The following is a 16013-nucleotide window of genomic DNA, read 5'->3' on the forward strand; positions in this document are numbered from 1 at the left end:
ACCTGGGTCGGTGGGGCGCGGGTCGACGCCGAAAATGTTGTGCGCGTGGATATTTACGTTCCTGGGGTGGGGCCTGCCCTGTATGAGACATCGGCATCGGCATCGGAGAACCCTTACGGGCCGAGGCAACGGCAGCGGATCAGGGAATTCGTGATCGACCGGTTGCGGTCGCCACAGCCGTCCATGCCGCTACTCGAGGCCGAGCGCACCGCCGCCGCATCCGATACGGACTTCTGATGGCCGACGCTGTTCCTCCCGGCCTGGAACTGCTCCACGAGGGCGCCGCAGCCCACGCTCGCGGCGACGTCACCGAGGCACTGCGGATATTCGAGCGCGCCGCGCACACCACCAGCGGCGGCGTGCGGGTCAGCGCCCTGGTCAATGCGGCGAGTATGCGCGACGAACTCGGCGACCACGCCGGCGCGATCACCGGATTCCGCGCCGCGCTCACCGAAATACCCGACGACGCGACGGAAAAGCGCGTGTCCACACTCGTCAACTATTCGCAGGCACTCCAGCACGTGGGCGACCTCGACGCCGCACAGACGGCGCTGGAGCAGGCGCGCGATCTTCTCATCGGCCACGACGAGTTGTCGACATTGCGGGTGTCGTGCCTGATCTCGCTGACCGCCGTCGCGATGCATCGCAGCCAGTGGGCACGGGCCATCGAATCGGCCACCGAATCACTGGAGTTCACCACGCGATTCGCGGCGCCGTTGCGCGGCCACCCGCTCGCCAATCTCGCGGCCGCCCACTTCGAGTCCGGGCGCGGTGAACTCGGTCTCGACTTCGCCCACCAGGCCCTGACCGCCTTCGACGCCGCGGGCGACGGGAACGGCGCGGCCGAAACCCAGCAGACGCTGGCGATGATGTACGCCCGGCTGGGCCGTTCCGACGAGGCCGAGCCGTATCTGTCTGCCAGCCAGCAGTATTTCGAACAGGCCGGTCTCGGCTACCGCGCCGGGCTGGGACTCCAGCTGATGGCATATCTCGGCGAACGACACGGTGACCTCGACCACGTCGGACAGCTGTATCGCCGGGCGCTGACATCGTTCGAGCAATCCGGTGCGGCACTCGAATCCGCGGGTGTTCGAATCCGTTTGGCAACACTGGATTTCGCATACGGCCGAGTCGGGGACGGGCAGGCACAGCTGGCGGCCGCCTACGAGATCTATGCGGTGCGCGGGCTCGGTCTGCAGTGCGCGCGGGTCGACTATTGGCATGCCGCACTGTGGGACTCGGTCATCACCGACATGGTCACGCCGCCGCCCGCGGAGGTACTCGCCCTGGCTCGGGATCTGGCCGTCACCTCCGCGCTCGCCATCGACGCGGTGCGCTACAGCTTCGCCAATGGGACCCAGCGTGAACAGTGGAACCGTGAGATCGCCGCACCCGCCGTGCGGCTGGCGTTCCGCTTCGCCCACCTGTGCGGTAACGGCGAGCTGATCGCCGATCTTATCGAGACCGTGTGTGCTGGAACGGCATTCGATACCGCTGCGGCAACCGAAAGCGGACCGCCCAGGCTTCCGTTCGACCCGGGACCGACACCCGACGACGCCTTCGACCTTCCCGACGCCGGTTCCCTGCAACTCGGCTCGGCGCTGGCCCAGGTCGCCGCGGCGGCCGGACTGCCCGTCTCCCCGCCGCCACGGCTGTCGGTGTCCCCGGACGGCCACATCGCCCTGGACACCTACATCGCCGCCGCCGAACAACGCTACGGCCGGCCGGTCCGGGACGATCGGGTACTGGCGATATGAGCGAGGAGACCCCCGGCGCACAACCGACGGTGATCGTGCGCATGGCCGACGCGGGCGATCTGTACATGTCGTGGCGCTGGCTCGGAGATACCGCGAGTCCGGGCGTGGCTGCACTGCCCGGCGCCGACATCGACGCCGTGGTGCGGCGGCTCGCGTCAGCGCTGCCCGATCCCTCGCATCCCGGCGGACTCGAAACCGCCCTCACCACAGCCGCTTTCGCCACGCGCGAGTCGGAATACACACTGGCCCAGGCACTCAGCCGCGCACTGCTCCCCCAAGCCCTCGCGGTCCAGCTGCACGACCTGCTCGTGCGCGGTGTCCGGCCGCATATCCGGTTGCAGCCGTCGCCGCGAGTCGCGCAGGTGCCGTGGGAGATCATCGCCCCCGATCCGGACCTGCGGCTGATCGATATCGCGGATCTCAGCCTGCTCGCGCCGACGAGCATCGTCCACGCGCCCGGCCGGACCGCGCGCAGCTGGGTCGTCGACCGCGCGCTGCCGGTGGTCGCGGTGCTCGATCCGCGCGTGCCCGGATTCCGGGCCGATTCCGAACTCGGTTCGGTGCTCGGTCGGATGGGCTCCAGCTCACCACTCACCGGGAGAGTATCCGAATACGTTGCGCGACAGCGGCTCCGGCCGACGGTCGACGACCCGCTGCACGCCTTCCGGCGCACCGACCTCGACCGGACCTGCCTGAGCGCGCTGCTGCGGGAAGGGGCGGCCCGGCTGGTCTACGTCGGCCACGTCACCGCCGAACGCCCGGAATCCGGTCTCAGCGAGAACGCCGAACTGCACCTCGCCTGCACCGCCGACACCACCGGTTTCGCTCGGCCGCAACGCACCCATCGCCCGCTGTCGGCCAAGGATCTATTGCTCGGCACTCATACGCTGGAGCCCGAACCCGTTGCCGGACCTCAGCTCTGGCCGATTCCGAGCCGGGTCGCGCTCATCGCCTGCGAGAGCGGCGGCGATCTGCGTTTCACCGAGGCGCTCGGCCTGGTGGCCGCGATGATCCACGGCGGTGCCGAACTCGTCACCGCCACCCGCTGGCCACTACCCACCGATCTGGCATTCCAGCAGTTCTCCGACGCCACCGACGCGGCGCCGCTGCAAGAGGCCATCTGCGCGGTCGACCAGGCGCACGAACAAATGGAACCCGTTGCCGCCCTGGCGAATTGGCAGTGTGGGCGGCTGGCCGCTTGGCGTGAGACGGGCGCAGTGGAGGATTCACCGCTACTGTGGGCAGCCTTTGCAACCGTCGACGCCGCATGAAGCGCGCTGAGCAGGCTTGAACCGCGCGGCCGACTGCATCATGGACGGTCCCATGGCGTGTGAGCGGCGCCGTCGAAGACTCACCGGTGTTTCCGGGACGGCATTGGCCGCCGTCGACGCCAGGAACGCGGGCTGGGCAGACACGACGACCGCCCCCGCCGGACGCTACCGACGCAGCGCCGCCGCAGGATGCCATCTGCGCGGTCGATGCGGCGCATAAGCAGGTGGAACCTGTTGCCGCCCTGGCGAATTGCAGGACACTCGACGCACCGCCCGGGCTGTGGCCGGCATCGTCGAGCACTGACCGTCGCGGTGGGCGGCAGTCGCCACAGTCGCCGGGATTGAGCGCTGCGAGACATAGCGAGTGCCGGCACTCACGCACGCACCGCCGGTCTCCAGGCAGGGTGAACTGGCGCCGCACCGAAACGATCTTCGTCGTGAGTGGCGCTCGATGAGGCATATGTGTCGGCTGACCGAACGCCCAGCGCAGACACGCAACGACCCGCCGGACAGAATGCCCGGCGGGTCGTTGCGCGGGGTGAAACCCTTACGCGGTTTCGGTGATCGGCCGGTCGACCCAGCTCATCAGGTCGCGCAGCTTCTTGCCGGTGACCTCGATCGGGTGCTCGGCGTTCTGCTTGCGCAGGCTCTCGAGCTCCTTGTTGCCGCCCTCGACGTTGGCGACCAGGCGCTTGACGAAGGTGCCGTCCTGGATGTCCTTCAGGATCGCCTTCATGCGCTCCTTGGTGTCGGCGTCGATGACCCGCGGGCCCGACAGGTAGCCACCGAACTCGGCGGTGTCGGAGACCGAGTAGTTCATCCGCGCGATGCCGCCCTCGTACATCAGGTCGACGATCAGCTTCAGCTCGTGCAGCACCTCGAAGTAGGCCATCTCCGGCGCGTAGCCGGCCTCGACCATGACCTCGAAACCGGTCTTGACCAGCTCTTCGGTACCACCGCAGAGGACGGCCTGCTCACCGAACAGGTCGGTCTCGGTCTCTTCCTTGAAGGTGGTCTTGATGACGCCGGCGCGGGTGCCGCCGATGCCCTTGGCGTAGGACAGCGCCAGGGCCTGGCCCTCACCCTTCGGGTCCTGGTCGATGGCGATCAGGGCCGGGACGCCCTTGCCGTCGACGAACTGGCGGCGCACCAGGTGGCCGGGGCCCTTGGGGGCGACCATGCCGATGGTGACGTCGGCCGGAGCCTTGATCAGGCCGAAGTGGATGTTCAGGCCGTGGCCGAAGAACAGAGCGTCGCCGTCCTTCAGGTTCGGCTCGATGTCCTCGGTGAAGATCTTGGCCTGCGCGGTGTCGGGGGCGAGCAGCATGATGACGTCCGCCCACTCCGAGACCTCGGCGGGAGTGCCGACGGTCAGGCCGGCCTCTTCGGCCTTGGCCCGCGACTTGGAGCCTTCCTTGAGGCCGATGCGCACCTCGACGCCGGAGTCACGCAGGCTCAGCGAGTGTGCGTGGCCCTGGGAGCCGTAGCCGATCACGGCGACCTTGCGGCCCTGGATGATCGACAGATCGGCGTCGTCGTCGTAGAACATCTCGACTGCCACGGTGGTTGTGTCCCTTCGTTGATTCTTCTGAATAAGTGTTAGCGGGTCGCGGTGATGGACTTCGGCCCGCGACCGACGGCCACCACGCCGGACTGCACGATCTCACGGATGCCGTACGGTTCCAGCATCCGCAGCAGCGCCTCGAGCTTGGACCGGGTGCCGGTCGCCTCGATGGTCAGCGCGTCGGGCGACACGTCGATGACCTTAGCCCGGAACAGGTTGGCCGATTCGATCACCTGGGTGCGCACGCTGGCATCGGCGCGCACCTTCACCAGGATCAGTTCGCGGGCCACCGAGGCATCGGCGTCCTGCTCCACGATCTTGATGACGTTCACCAGTTTGTTGAGTTGCTTGGTCACCTGCTCCAGCGGCAGATCCTCCACGGTGACGACGATGGTCATCCGCGAGATCTCCGGAACTTCGGTGCCACCCACGGCCAGGGATTCGATATTGAATCCACGCCGGGAGAACAGACTCGCCACCCGCGCCAGCACGCCGGGTTTGTCCTCCACCAGCACGCTGAGGGTATGGGTCGTGCTCACAGGTTGGTCTCCTTCTGCGAGGCCCGTTCGTGCGCCGACAGGGTCGCCTTGTCGTGGGACATGGCCTCATGGATGACGGCGGGCTCGGAGGCCTGCTCGTCCTCGTCGAACAGGGGGCGGATGCCGCGGGCGGCCATGATCTCGTCGTTGGAGGTGCCGGCGGCGACCATCGGCCACACCTGCGCGTCCTTGCCGACGATGAAGTCGATCACCACGGGACGGTCGTTGATCGACTGCGCCTCGCGGATGGCGGCCTCGACGTCCTCTTCCTTCTCCACCCGGATGCCGTGGCAACCCAGCGCTTCGGCGAGCTTCACGAAATCGGGGATGCGCAGGGTGTGGGTGCCCAGGTCGGTGTTGGAGTAGCGCTGCTCGTAGAACAGGGTCTGCCACTGCCGGACCATGCCCAGGTTGCCGTTGTTGATCAGCGCGACCTTGATCGGCACGCCCTCGACGGCACAGGTCGCGAGCTCCTGGTTGGTCATCTGGAAGCAGCCGTCACCGTCGACCGCCCACACCTCTTTGTCCGGCGCGCCCATCTTGGCGCCCATCGCCGCAGGCACGGCGTAGCCCATGGTGCCCAGGCCACCGGAGTTCAGCCAGGTGCGCGGCTTCTCGTACTTGACGAACTGCGCGGCCCACATCTGGTGCTGACCGACACCGGCCACATAGATGGCATCGGGTCCGGCCAGGCGGCCCAGGGTCTCGATGACGTACTCCGGCGACAGCGAGCCGTCGGAGGTGGGGCCGTAGCCGAGCGGGTACTGCTTGCGCACCCCGTCGAGGTAGGTCCACCAGGACGTCAGATCCAGCAGCGGAGCCTCGGCGTTGGTGAAGGCCGGATCGGACTTGAGGGTCTCGATCAGTTCGGTGATGACCTCACGGCAGTCACCCACGATCGGCACGTCGGCGTGGCGGTTCTTACCGATCTCGGCGGGGTCGATATCGGCGTGGATCACCTTCGCGTGCGGGGCGAAGGAATCGAGCTGGCCGGTGACGCGGTCGTCGAAGCGGGCGCCCAGCGTGATCAGCAGGTCCGACTTCTGCAGGGCCGCAACGGCTCCCACGGTGCCGTGCATACCGGGCATACCCATGTTGAGGGTATGGCTGTCGGGGAACGCGCCGCGCGCCATCAGGGTGGTGACCACCGGGATGCCGGTCAGCTCGGCCAGTTCCAGCAGCTCCGGCGAGGCGTCGGCCTTGATCACGCCGCCGCCGACGTAGAGCACGGGAGCCTTGGCCTCGGCGATCATCCGGGCCGCCTCGCGCACCTGCTTGCCGTGCGGCTTGGTCACCGGGCGGTAGCCGGGCAGCCGCATCTCCGGCGGCCAGCTGAAGGTGGTCTGCGCCTGCAGCACATCCTTCGGGATGTCCACCAGCACCGCGCCCGGCCGGCCGGACGACGCCAGGTGGAACGCCTCGGCGATGATGCGCGGGATGTCGATGGCGTCGTTGACCAGGAAGTTGTGCTTGGTGCACGCCATGGTGATGCCGGAGATGTCGGCTTCCTGGAAGGCGTCGGTACCGATGAGGCCGCGACCGACCTGTCCGGTGATCGCCACCAGCGGCACCGAATCCATCTGCGCGTCCGCGATCGGGGTCACCAGGTTCGTCGCACCCGGACCGGATGTGGCCATACACACACCGACCTTGCCGGTGGCCTGGGCGTAACCGGTCGCCGCGTGTCCGGCGCCCTGCTCGTGCCGGACCAGGACGTGGCGGACGCGAGTGGAGTCGAAGAGCGGGTCGTAGACGGGGAGAATCGCACCACCCGGAATGCCGAATACCGTGTCGACGCCGAGCTCCTCGAGCGAGCGGACGACGGACTGGGCGCCGGTCACCTTCTCGGGCGGGACCTGGCGGCGGTTTCCGGTCGCGGCGGCAGCCGCGGGGGTCGGCTGCGAGGCCGAGGGCGCTGGCCTGCGGGCCGAGGGCCCGGGCCGTGCAGTTGGTGCGCTCACCGTCTTTTTCCTTACTGCTTGTCGTTCACCGCTTCGCTCTCACGCGGCGCCTGCGCGGCGCTCGAGCGAACATCGAAGCCGTGAACACAACTTGTCCGAACACAAAAAAGCCCCCGTCAGCCGATGGCTGAGCGAGGGTGGCGCGTCGCAGTTGCGAGCTGACGTAGTCGACCTCGAGTCGTCAGGCTCAGCGCTGGACGCGCCGGCCGATTACGAGAAGCTCGTTTCGATTCACGCGCTCGACGGTATGCGCGCGAGAGTCGATGAGTCAAATTACTTGACGTGCGGTGTCTCATTATGTGAGACGGGGCGGTTCGAGTGTCGCTTCACCATGATGCGAGGATGGGGGTGTGTCATCGCCGCAGCAGTCCGTGCCACCAGCTCAATCGTCCCACACCGCCGAAGGCGGAACCGATACGGGGCGGGTGATCCGTATCCCCCGGCTCGCGCATCTCGGCGTGTTCATTCTGCTGTTCTGCGCGGCGTTCCCGTTCTTCGGCTGGCCGGCGGTGCTGTGGATCCTGTTCCTCATCCCGATCGCGGCCGCGTGGTGGGTCGAACGCTCCCGCACCACGGTGTCGGCCGGCGGGCTCGATCTGCGGACGATCTTCGGTACCCGGCACGTCGACTGGTCGCAGATTCAGGGGCTGCGGATCCCCAAGCGCGGCTGGGTGCGCGTGCATCTGAGCGACGACTCCGAGGTGGCTTTGCCGGCGGTGAGCTATGACCGGTTGAAGGATCTGGTCGCGGCCTCGGACGGGCGGATTCCGGATCCGTTCGCGCGGCCGGCGAAGAACGCGGCGAGCGCGGACGAGAAGAGCGGCGAGCAGGACCCGAGCGCTGACACGGGTGCGGAATCCGGCGCCGCGGACAGCGCGTCGACCGACGTGGCCGACAAGCAGGACACCTCCACCGACGACTGAGCGGGTTGTGCCCGAGCCCGCTTCGGGTTCGGCTCCGCCGCTTCGGGCCGGCTGTTCACGTCGCGCACGACCTCACTTCACACGCCGTCCTCGGAACCGGTCGAGTGCGGGGCGTGTCCGATCCACCCGCGCAGGTTGTTTCGCTCTGCCGGACGGCGATCGAGTGGGATGTTTCACACTCTCGCGCCAACCCCGAACGCCGGGAACAAATCCGCGCTTTCGCGGCGCTGCCCTGAGGACGTCCCCACTCGGGGCGCAGTCGCCGCGATCATCGCGTCGCGGTGCGGGTCCGTGGTCGAGACCCACCCGGTGACGGCCGCTCGGACCGGCTCGACGTGCGTCGTGCCGCCGCGCCACCCCGCGGCCGCACGACCACCCGCCTCCGGTGAGCCCGCTCCGGTGGCGGGAGTAACGTTGAAGCGCCGAACAGACACTCTGCTCTTGCGAACAGACACCTCTGCCGACGACACCACTCGCCGAAGAGACGCTCCGCACGGCGGCCGACCAGCCCTCGGCCCCGGCCCCGGCGACCCACCGGACGATGAGCACCGACGAGCAGAGCCCTGCCGAGTAGAGCCGCTCCGGCCACCGCGCCGACCACCGAGGACCGAATTCATGCCACCGCTTCGCTCACGCACCACCACCGCCGGACGCAATGCCGCAGGCGCACGCGCACTCTGGCGGGCCACCGGCCTGACCGACTCCGATTTCGGTAAGCCGATCGTCGCGATCGCGAACTCCTACACCCAATTCGTGCCCGGCCACGTGCATCTCAAGGATGTCGGCGAGATCGTCGCCGACGCGGTGCGCGCCGCCGGCGGTGTGCCGCGCGAATTCCACACCATCGCCGTCGACGACGGTATCGCGATGGGTCACGGCGGCATGCTCTACTCGCTGCCCAGCCGCGAAATCATCGCGGACTCGGTCGAATACATGGTCAACGCGCACACCGCCGACGCGCTGGTGTGTATCTCCAACTGCGACAAGATCACTCCCGGCATGCTGAACGCCGCCATGCGGCTCGACATCCCGACCGTGTTCGTCTCCGGCGGTCCGATGGAGGCCGGTAAGGCCGTGGTCGTCGGCGGTGTGGCCCAGGCGCCCACCGACCTGATCACCGCGATCGCCGCCAGCGCCTCCACCGAGGTCAGCGATGAGGGGCTGAGCGAAGTCGAGCGCAGCGCCTGCCCGACCTGCGGTTCCTGTTCCGGCATGTTCACCGCGAACTCGATGAACTGCCTCACCGAGGCACTGGGCCTGGCACTGCCCGGCAACGGCTCCACCCTCGCCACCCATGCGGCGCGGCGCGCGCTGTTCGAGCGGGCCGGCAGCACCGTCGTCGACATCGCCAACCGCTGGTACCGCGAGGACGACGATTCCGTCCTGCCGCGAAACGTCGCCAACGCCAAGGCCTTCCGCAACGCGATGGCCCTCGACGTCGCGATGGGCGGTTCCACCAACACGGTGCTGCACACCCTGGCCGCCGCGCAGGAAGGCGAGATCGATTTCGACCTCGCCACCATCGACGAGATCTCGCGCCGGGTGCCCTGCCTGTCGAAGGTCTCCCCGAACTCCGACTACCACATGGAAGATGTGCACCGCGCCGGTGGCATCCCCGCCATCCTGGGCGAACTGCGCCGCGGTGGACTGCTGGAGACCGATGTGACCACCGTGCACACCGCCTCCTTCGACGAGTGGCTCGACACCTGGGACATCCGCTCCGGCAAGGCTTCCGACGAAGCGATCGAACTGTTCCACGCCGCGCCCGGCGGCGTGCGGACCACCGTGCCGTTCTCCACCGAAAACCGCTGGTCCTCGCTCGACACCGATGCCGAGGGCGGGTGCATCCGCGATATCGCGCACGCCTACACCGTCGAAGGCGGGTTGTGCGTGCTGCGCGGCAATATCGCCCTCGACGGTGCCATCCTGAAAACCGCCGGTATCGACGAGGATCTGTTCACCTTCGAGGGACCGGCCGTGGTGCTGGAATCTCAGGAGGACGCGGTCTCGGCGATCCTCGGCAAGAAGATCACCCCCGGCGACGTCGTCGTGATCCGATACGAAGGCCCCGCCGGCGGCCCGGGTATGCAGGAGATGCTGCATCCCACCTCGTTCCTCAAGGGCCTCGGCCTGGGCAAGGTGTGCGCGCTGATCACCGACGGCCGTTTCTCCGGCGGCACCTCCGGTCTGTCCATCGGCCACATCTCCCCCGAAGCGGCCAGCGGCGGCGCCATCGGCCTGATCGAGAACGGCGACCGCATCCGCATCGACGTGCACACCCGCGCACTCGAGCTGCTCGTCGACGACGAGGTGCTCGCCGAGCGCCGCGCCAAGATGGAGGCGCGGGAGCGGCCGTGGCAGCCGGTCCAGCGTGATCGGCCGATCACCACCGCACTGCGGGCCTACGCCGCACTGGCGACCTCCGCCGACAAGGGCGCAGTCCGCCGCGTGCCGTGAGCTGTGCCGCCTCCCCGAGGAAGTGATCGCCCCAACGTTCGGGCGACCGCGAACCGGGATGGCGGAAAAAGGGGGATTCGTGGCGCGCACAGCGGGGCGCACCATGCCCGAATCGAGCACCATTTACGGGGCGCCGACCGTTCAGAAGCGTCGGCGCCCCAACCGGTTCCGGTCGACGCCTGCGGGCAGCAACCGAGAATCCGATCACGAGGAGTCCCCCATGCCTTTCATTACCACGTCGGACGGCGTCGACATCTTCTACAAGGACTGGGGCAGCGGACAGCCCATCGTCTTCAGCCACGGCTGGCCGCTGTCCTCGGATGACTGGGACGCACAACTGATGTTCTTCCTGTCCCACGGTTTCCGGGTGGTTGCACACGACCGGCGTGGACACGGGCGTTCCGCTCAGGTCGCCGACGGGCACGATATGGACCACTATGCCGATGACCTGGCCGCCGTCGTCACGCATCTCGATCTGACGAACGCGGTTCATATCGGTCATTCCACCGGCGGTGGGGAGGTCGTGCGTTACCTGACTCGCCACGGACAGGATCGGGCGGCCAAAGCCGTTCTGATCAGTGCGGTGCCGCCGATCATGGTGAAGACCGCCGACAACCCGGGCGGATTGGACAAGTCGGTCTTCGACGACATCCAGGGCCAGGTCGCCACCCGCCGGTCGGACTTCTTCCGCACGTTCGCCGAAGGACCGTTCTACGGCTACAACCGGCCCGGCGCACAGCCCTCCGAAGGAGTGATCGCCAACTGGTGGCGCCAAGGCATGGCCGGCGGCGCCAAAGCCCACTACGACGGTGTCGTCGCATTCTCCCAGACCGACTTCACCGATGAGCTCACGAAGATCACCATCCCGACCCTCGTCATGCACGGGGAGGATGACCAGGTGGTTCCGATCGAGAACACCGGTATCCGCTCCGCCGAACTGTTGCCCAACAGCACCCTGAAGACCTATCCGGGTTTCCCGCACGGTATGCCGACGACCGAAGCCGCGACCATCAACGCCGACCTGCTCGCATTCATTCGTTCCTGAGCGGTCGTTCCGCGCCGGAGCCCATCCGGGCCGGGTCCGCCGGCTCTGCGGCAGTTGGGCGACCAGTGACCGCGAAACGGCCGCTCTCCGACGGGAGCGGCCGTTTTCAGTGGGTCGTGGTCGCGGTCACCTACCTGCGCAGGTGATGGCTGACGTTGCCGATGAGGTCCATGGTGACCGCGCGTTCGGCGAAGGCCCACTGTCCATCGGGGCGGTGGAAGCGGTCGGCGTAGCGGCCGCTGACGATGGGTTGCAGCGGTAGGTCCGGGGTGGCTTGCAGGACGGTGAAATACGAGCGGGCCGCGGCGGTGTCCTCGGCCTCGTCGACCTCGATCACCAGGTTGGTGACCAGGTGTTTCGTGCGGGGAGTGCCGTCGTCGTAGCGGATCACGGTGGCGGACAGCATCTTCTCCACGGCGGCACTGCCCTCGATCATTCCGGCGCTGCCGCCGAACGCGCCCGTGGCGAACAGGGCGCCGACGCTCGCGAAATCGCCCTGGTCGACCAGGAGGGCATAGTCGGCGATCAGGCGCTCGATCGCTCGGTAACTCGGCGGCTCCATGACATTCGGGGCCGCGGCATTCGGGATTGCGGGATCAGGCACGGTTCAGAAGATTCCCACGAACGGGTTGCCGCCGTGCAGGAAAATCCACCCACCGGCCGCGGCCGCGAACGCCAGGACCAGGCAGACGAACGAACCCCAGGACGGGCGGACGGCCCAGCCGCGGTTGCGGTCGAACGACAGGCGGCCGGGGCCGGTCAGGATGAGCGAGGCGGCCGCGCCGGCGAGGATCGACTCCAATTCGACCGGGCGGTACTGGAAGTCGGGAGCCATGCCCTGCTTCCACAGCCACGCGGTCGAGATCGAGGCCAGGACAGCGCCGGCCGCGAGCGGGGTGGCCAAGCCGAGGATGATCAGCGCGCCGCCGCCGACCTCGGAGACGGTGAGCATCGCGGTGGACAGTTCGATGTGCTTCCAGCCGCCCTGTTCGAGCATGTGCCGGGTGCCGTCCAGACCGGGTCCGTGGAACCAGCCCGCCAGCTTCTGCAGGCCGTGGTACAGGAAGGTGAGGCCGACGGTCAGGCGCAGGCCCAGCAGACCCAGATCCAGTGTGCCGCGCCGATATTCGCGCGGGCGACGGAGACGCTCGGTGTCGCCGTTGGCCCGCGCGGGCGGGATCGTAGCGAAGGCGTAGGTGGGCGCTTCGGCATCGGCGGGCGCGGCGCCGGCGGGTACGGTGCCGGGATGTTCGGCGTCGATGTGCTCGGAACCGGGGTGCTCGATGCCGGGGTGCTCTGTGCCGGGGTGCTCGGTGCCGGGATGTTCGGTGCCCCGGGCAGCGCCGGGGTGCGCTGCGCTCGCGGTGGTAGCGCCGGCGGCCGCCGTGCCCGTGGGCCCTTTCGTGGCGCCGGTGCGCTCGGCGCCCGCGGCCGGTACGTCCGGATCCAGGCCCAAATCGTCCTCCGTGCGCGGAACATCCTTGCCCACCGCGGGTTTCACGGAGGGGAATTCGCCGGTCGGATTGTCGTAGGGGCTGCCTGCCGTCGGTCCGGAGCCCGACGGCCGCCCCGACGGCTGATTCGATTCCGGTGTTTGATTCGGCTTGTCCGTCACGGGCACAGAGTATGACGCCAAACGCGCGGGCGCGTGGTCTGGTCCCGGCGTGTCAGCCGCGCCCCGCCGGTCCTGCGGCGTGCCCCGCCAGCGCGAACCGCATGTGCCGGGACGGCCCGCGCGGTGTGGCCCCGACCCCTGCGAGCGCGCGCGGCGGTATTTCCGTAACGTTTGGGCAATGAGTGTGGTTGTCGTCGGCCGTGTCGCGTCGATCCTCGCCGTCACCGCCAGCCTGGTGGTCGGCTGTGCCCGCTTCGACGATTCCGCGTCCAAACCGTTCACTCCCGCGCCGACCATCGAACCCGAAGGTCAGGGCCCGACCAGCGAACCCAAAACGCCGCCGCCGACCGGGCAGCGCCCCACGGGCCCGTGTATCGATCCCGATCCGGCGGTCGTGGTGTCGTGCCTGGACACCACCGGCGGGCTGACGGTGCTGCCGGACGGGCAACAGGCGTTGGTCACCGAACGCACCACCGGGCGCGTCCTGAAGGTCACCGCCGTCGATCCGAGCCAGGCGCCGCCGCAGCCGCTCGAGGTCACCCGCGTCGATGTCGACGCGGTCGGCGACGGCGGGCTCAGCGACGTCGCGCTCTCACCGAGCTACGGCGAGGACGGCCTGGTCTACGCCTACATCACCACCGCCTCGGACAATCGCGTCGTGCGCATCGGCGCGGGCGGTGATCCGAAACCGATCCTCACCGGAATCCCCAAGGGCGCCAACGGAAATCACGGGTCGCTCGCGTTCGTCTCACCGACCAAATTGGCGGTGCTGACCGGCGACGCCGGCAATCCGGGCGCGGCCAACGACCCCGGATCGCTGGCGGGCAAGCTGCTCGAGATCGACAATCCAGCGCCGGGCAACGCCAATCCGAAGGTGGTGGCGTCGGGCATCGGCACCGCGGGCGGGGTGTGCCCCGACCACAAGGACACCATCTGGTTCACCGACCGCACCGCCACCGAGGACCGGCTGCAGCGCCTCGGCCCCGACGGCGCCGTCGCCACGGCGTGGACGTGGCCGGACAAACCGGGTGCGGGTGGCTGCGCGGCCGCCGTGGACGGCGTCGCGGTCTCGATGTCGGGCGCCAAGGCGCTGGCCTTCGCCGACGCCGACCCGACCACTCACGCGGTGACCACCGCGCCGACGATGGTGGCCCAGGACAAGTACGGCTCCCTCGGCGGCGCCGCGCTGGGCGCCGACGGCAACGTCTGGGTGGGAACGGTCAACAAGCCCGCCGCCGCGGGGCCGCTGGACGACCGCATCGTGCGGATCCCGCCGCCGAAGGGCGGCGCGGGCGGCGGACCGGACTAGTCAGCCAGGGCCTTCCCGGCCCGGCCGCGGTGGACCGGGCCTCGGGGTGAGAAATCAGGCCGCGCCGCAGGCGGCGAGGACCAGTTCGCGAACACGGGCGGCGTCGGCCTGGCCTCGGGTGGCCTTCATGACGTCCCCGACGATCTTGCCGGCGGCCTGGACCTTGCCGGAGCGGATCTTGTCGGCGATGTCCGGGTTGGCGGCCAGGGCCTTGTCGACCTCGGACTGCAGGGCCGAGTCGTCGGACACCATGCCCAGTCCCTTGGCCTCGACGATCTGCCCCGGATCGCCCTCACCGGCCAGCACGAAATCGACGACCTGGCGCGCCACCTTGGAGTTGACGGTCTTGGCGTCGACCAGCGCGACCACCTCGGCGACCTGCTTCGGCGTGATCGGCAGATCCTCGAGCGCGACCTCGCGCTCCTTGGCCTGCTCGGTCAGGTAGTTGACCCACCAGGCGCGGGCGGCGTCGACCGTGGTGCCGGCGTCGACGGTGGCGATGATCAGGTCGAGCGCGCCGGCGTTGATCAGATCGCGGAACACCTCGTCGGACAGACCCCATTCGGCCTGGATGCGGGCGCGGCGCAGCCACGGGTATTCGGGGATGGTGCCGCGCAACTTCTCGACCCAGTCGGCGTCGGGAGCGATCGGCTCGAGGTCCGGCTCCGGGAAGTACCGGTAGTCCTCGGCGGTCTCCTTGACCCGGCCCGGGGAGGTGGAACCGTCGCCCTCGTGGAAGTGCCGGGTCTCCTGGATCACGGTGCCGCCGGAGCTGAGCACCGCGCCCTGGCGGCGCATCTCGTAGCGCACCGCGACCTCGACGCTGCGCAGCGAGTTCACGTTCTTGGTCTCGGTGCGGGTGCCGAATTCCTTGGCGCCCTTGGCCATCAGCGACACGTTGGCGTCGCAGCGCAGCGAACCCTGCTCCATCTTCACGTCGGAGACGTCGAGGGCCTTCAGCAGATCGCGCAGTGCGGTGACGTAGGCGCGGGCCACCTCGGGGGCGCGTTCACCGGCGCCGGTGATCGGCTTGGTGACGATCTCGATCAGCGGCACGCCGGCCCGGTTGTAGTCCAGCAGCGAATGGCTCGCGCCGTGGATGCGGCCGGTGGCGCCGCCCACGTGCAGGGACTTACCGGTGTCCTCCTCCATGTGGGCGCGCTCGATGTCGACCCGGAAGACGGAGCCGTCGTCGAGCACCACATCGAGGTAGCCGTCGGTGGCGATCGGCTCGTCGTACTGGCTGATCTGGTAGTTCTTCGGCTGATCCGGGTAGAAGTAGTTCTTGCGCGCGAACCGGCCCCACGGGGTGATCGAGCAGTTCAGCGCCAGACCGATGCGGATCGCCGACTCCACGGCCTGCTGGTTGACCACCGGCAGCGAACCCGGCAGGCCCAGACATACCGGGCAGACCTGCGTGTTCGGCTCGGCGCCGAAGGCCGTCGGGCACCCGCAGAACATCTTGGTTTCGGTGCCCAGCTCGACGTGCACCTCCATGCCCAGCACCGGCTCGTACCGGTCGATGACGTCGGCATAGTCCATCAAGTCCACCGTGGGTGCAGTCATGTTCAA

Annotated in this window: 12 protein-coding genes and 1 pseudogene; 7 read left to right on the forward strand and 6 right to left on the reverse strand. The window is 68.6% G+C overall.

Going from position 1 to position 16013, the window contains the following annotated elements; translation table 11 throughout:
* The 3 genes and pseudogenes from ON23_RS38850 to ON23_RS19425 form a co-directional block, all read left to right on the forward strand.
* Positions 1-237 (forward strand): annotated as a pseudogene (locus ON23_RS38850) (hypothetical protein); the annotation flags it as partial.
* The gene (locus ON23_RS19420) at positions 237-1757 is read left to right on the forward strand and encodes a tetratricopeptide repeat protein (RefSeq protein WP_039779910.1); all 1521 of its coding nucleotides are present in this window, start codon (positions 237-239) and stop codon (positions 1755-1757) included. The pseudogene ON23_RS38850 and the gene ON23_RS19420, both read left to right, overlap by 1 nt.
* Positions 1754-3028 (forward strand): CHAT domain-containing protein, encoded by a 1275-nt coding sequence (locus tag ON23_RS19425; RefSeq protein ID WP_039779912.1) that lies wholly within the window; start codon positions 1754-1756, stop codon positions 3026-3028. Before ON23_RS19420 ends, ON23_RS19425 begins: the two co-directional genes overlap by 4 nt.
* A gap of 547 nt (positions 3029-3575) precedes the next feature.
* On the opposite strand, the gene ilvC is transcribed toward ON23_RS19425, so the two are convergent.
* The 3 genes from ilvC to ON23_RS19440 are packed head-to-tail and all read right to left on the reverse strand — an operon-like array spanning position 3576 to position 7092.
* Complete coding sequence (gene ilvC, locus ON23_RS19430; RefSeq protein WP_174376500.1) at positions 3576-4577, reverse strand: ketol-acid reductoisomerase; 1002 nt, start codon at positions 4575-4577, stop codon at positions 3576-3578.
* 50 nt (positions 4578-4627) lie between these two features.
* Positions 4628-5131 carry an acetolactate synthase small subunit gene (ilvN, locus tag ON23_RS19435; protein ID WP_036503889.1) on the reverse strand — a complete coding sequence of 168 codons (504 nt, stop codon included), beginning with the start codon at positions 5129-5131 and terminating at the stop codon, positions 4628-4630.
* Positions 5128-7092, reverse strand: coding sequence for an acetolactate synthase large subunit (locus tag ON23_RS19440; RefSeq protein WP_039779915.1), 1965 nt, complete (start codon positions 7090-7092; stop codon positions 5128-5130). Before ON23_RS19440 ends, ilvN begins: the two co-directional genes overlap by 4 nt.
* Before the next feature lie 350 nt (positions 7093-7442).
* On the opposite strand from ON23_RS19440, the gene ON23_RS19445 reads away from it, so the two are divergent.
* From ON23_RS19445 to ON23_RS19455, 3 genes are all read left to right on the forward strand, one after another.
* Positions 7443-8015: a PH domain-containing protein gene (locus ON23_RS19445; protein ID WP_063821302.1), complete on the forward strand. Its 573-nt coding sequence runs from the start codon at positions 7443-7445 to the stop codon at positions 8013-8015.
* A 615-nt stretch (positions 8016-8630) separates the two neighbouring features.
* Positions 8631-10472, forward strand: coding sequence for a dihydroxy-acid dehydratase (ilvD, locus tag ON23_RS19450; RefSeq protein WP_039779916.1), 1842 nt, complete (start codon positions 8631-8633; stop codon positions 10470-10472).
* Positions 10473-10692: 220 nt separating this feature from the next.
* The gene (locus ON23_RS19455; protein WP_039779917.1) at positions 10693-11517 is read left to right on the forward strand and encodes an alpha/beta fold hydrolase; all 825 of its coding nucleotides are present in this window, start codon (positions 10693-10695) and stop codon (positions 11515-11517) included.
* Between the two features lie 130 nt (positions 11518-11647).
* Here the strand turns inward: ON23_RS19455 and ON23_RS19460 are convergent, their stop codons facing one another.
* Positions 11648-12121 (reverse strand): nuclear transport factor 2 family protein, encoded by a 474-nt coding sequence (locus tag ON23_RS19460; RefSeq protein WP_245556014.1) that lies wholly within the window; start codon positions 12119-12121, stop codon positions 11648-11650.
* A 3-nt stretch (positions 12122-12124) separates the two neighbouring features.
* On the reverse strand, positions 12125-13132 hold the full coding sequence (locus ON23_RS19465; RefSeq protein ID WP_039779919.1) for a DoxX family protein: 1008 nt from the start codon (positions 13130-13132) through the stop codon (positions 12125-12127).
* Positions 13133-13310: 178 nt separating this feature from the next.
* Between ON23_RS19465 and ON23_RS19470 the strand changes: the two genes are divergently transcribed.
* Entirely contained in the window at positions 13311-14441 is a 1131-nt protein-coding gene (locus ON23_RS19470) for a PQQ-dependent sugar dehydrogenase (RefSeq protein WP_039779920.1), read from the forward strand.
* 54 nt (positions 14442-14495) lie between these two features.
* On the opposite strand, the gene gatB is transcribed toward ON23_RS19470, so the two are convergent.
* Positions 14496-16007, reverse strand: a complete 1512-nt coding sequence (gene gatB / locus ON23_RS19475; RefSeq protein WP_039779921.1) for an Asp-tRNA(Asn)/Glu-tRNA(Gln) amidotransferase subunit GatB — start codon at positions 16005-16007, stop codon at positions 14496-14498.
* Positions 16008-16013 lie beyond the last annotated feature (6 nt).

The sequence above is a fragment of the Nocardia cerradoensis NBRC 101014 genome (assembly GCF_000308535.1).
GTDB classification, from domain to species: domain Bacteria; phylum Actinomycetota; class Actinomycetes; order Mycobacteriales; family Mycobacteriaceae; genus Nocardia; species Nocardia cerradoensis.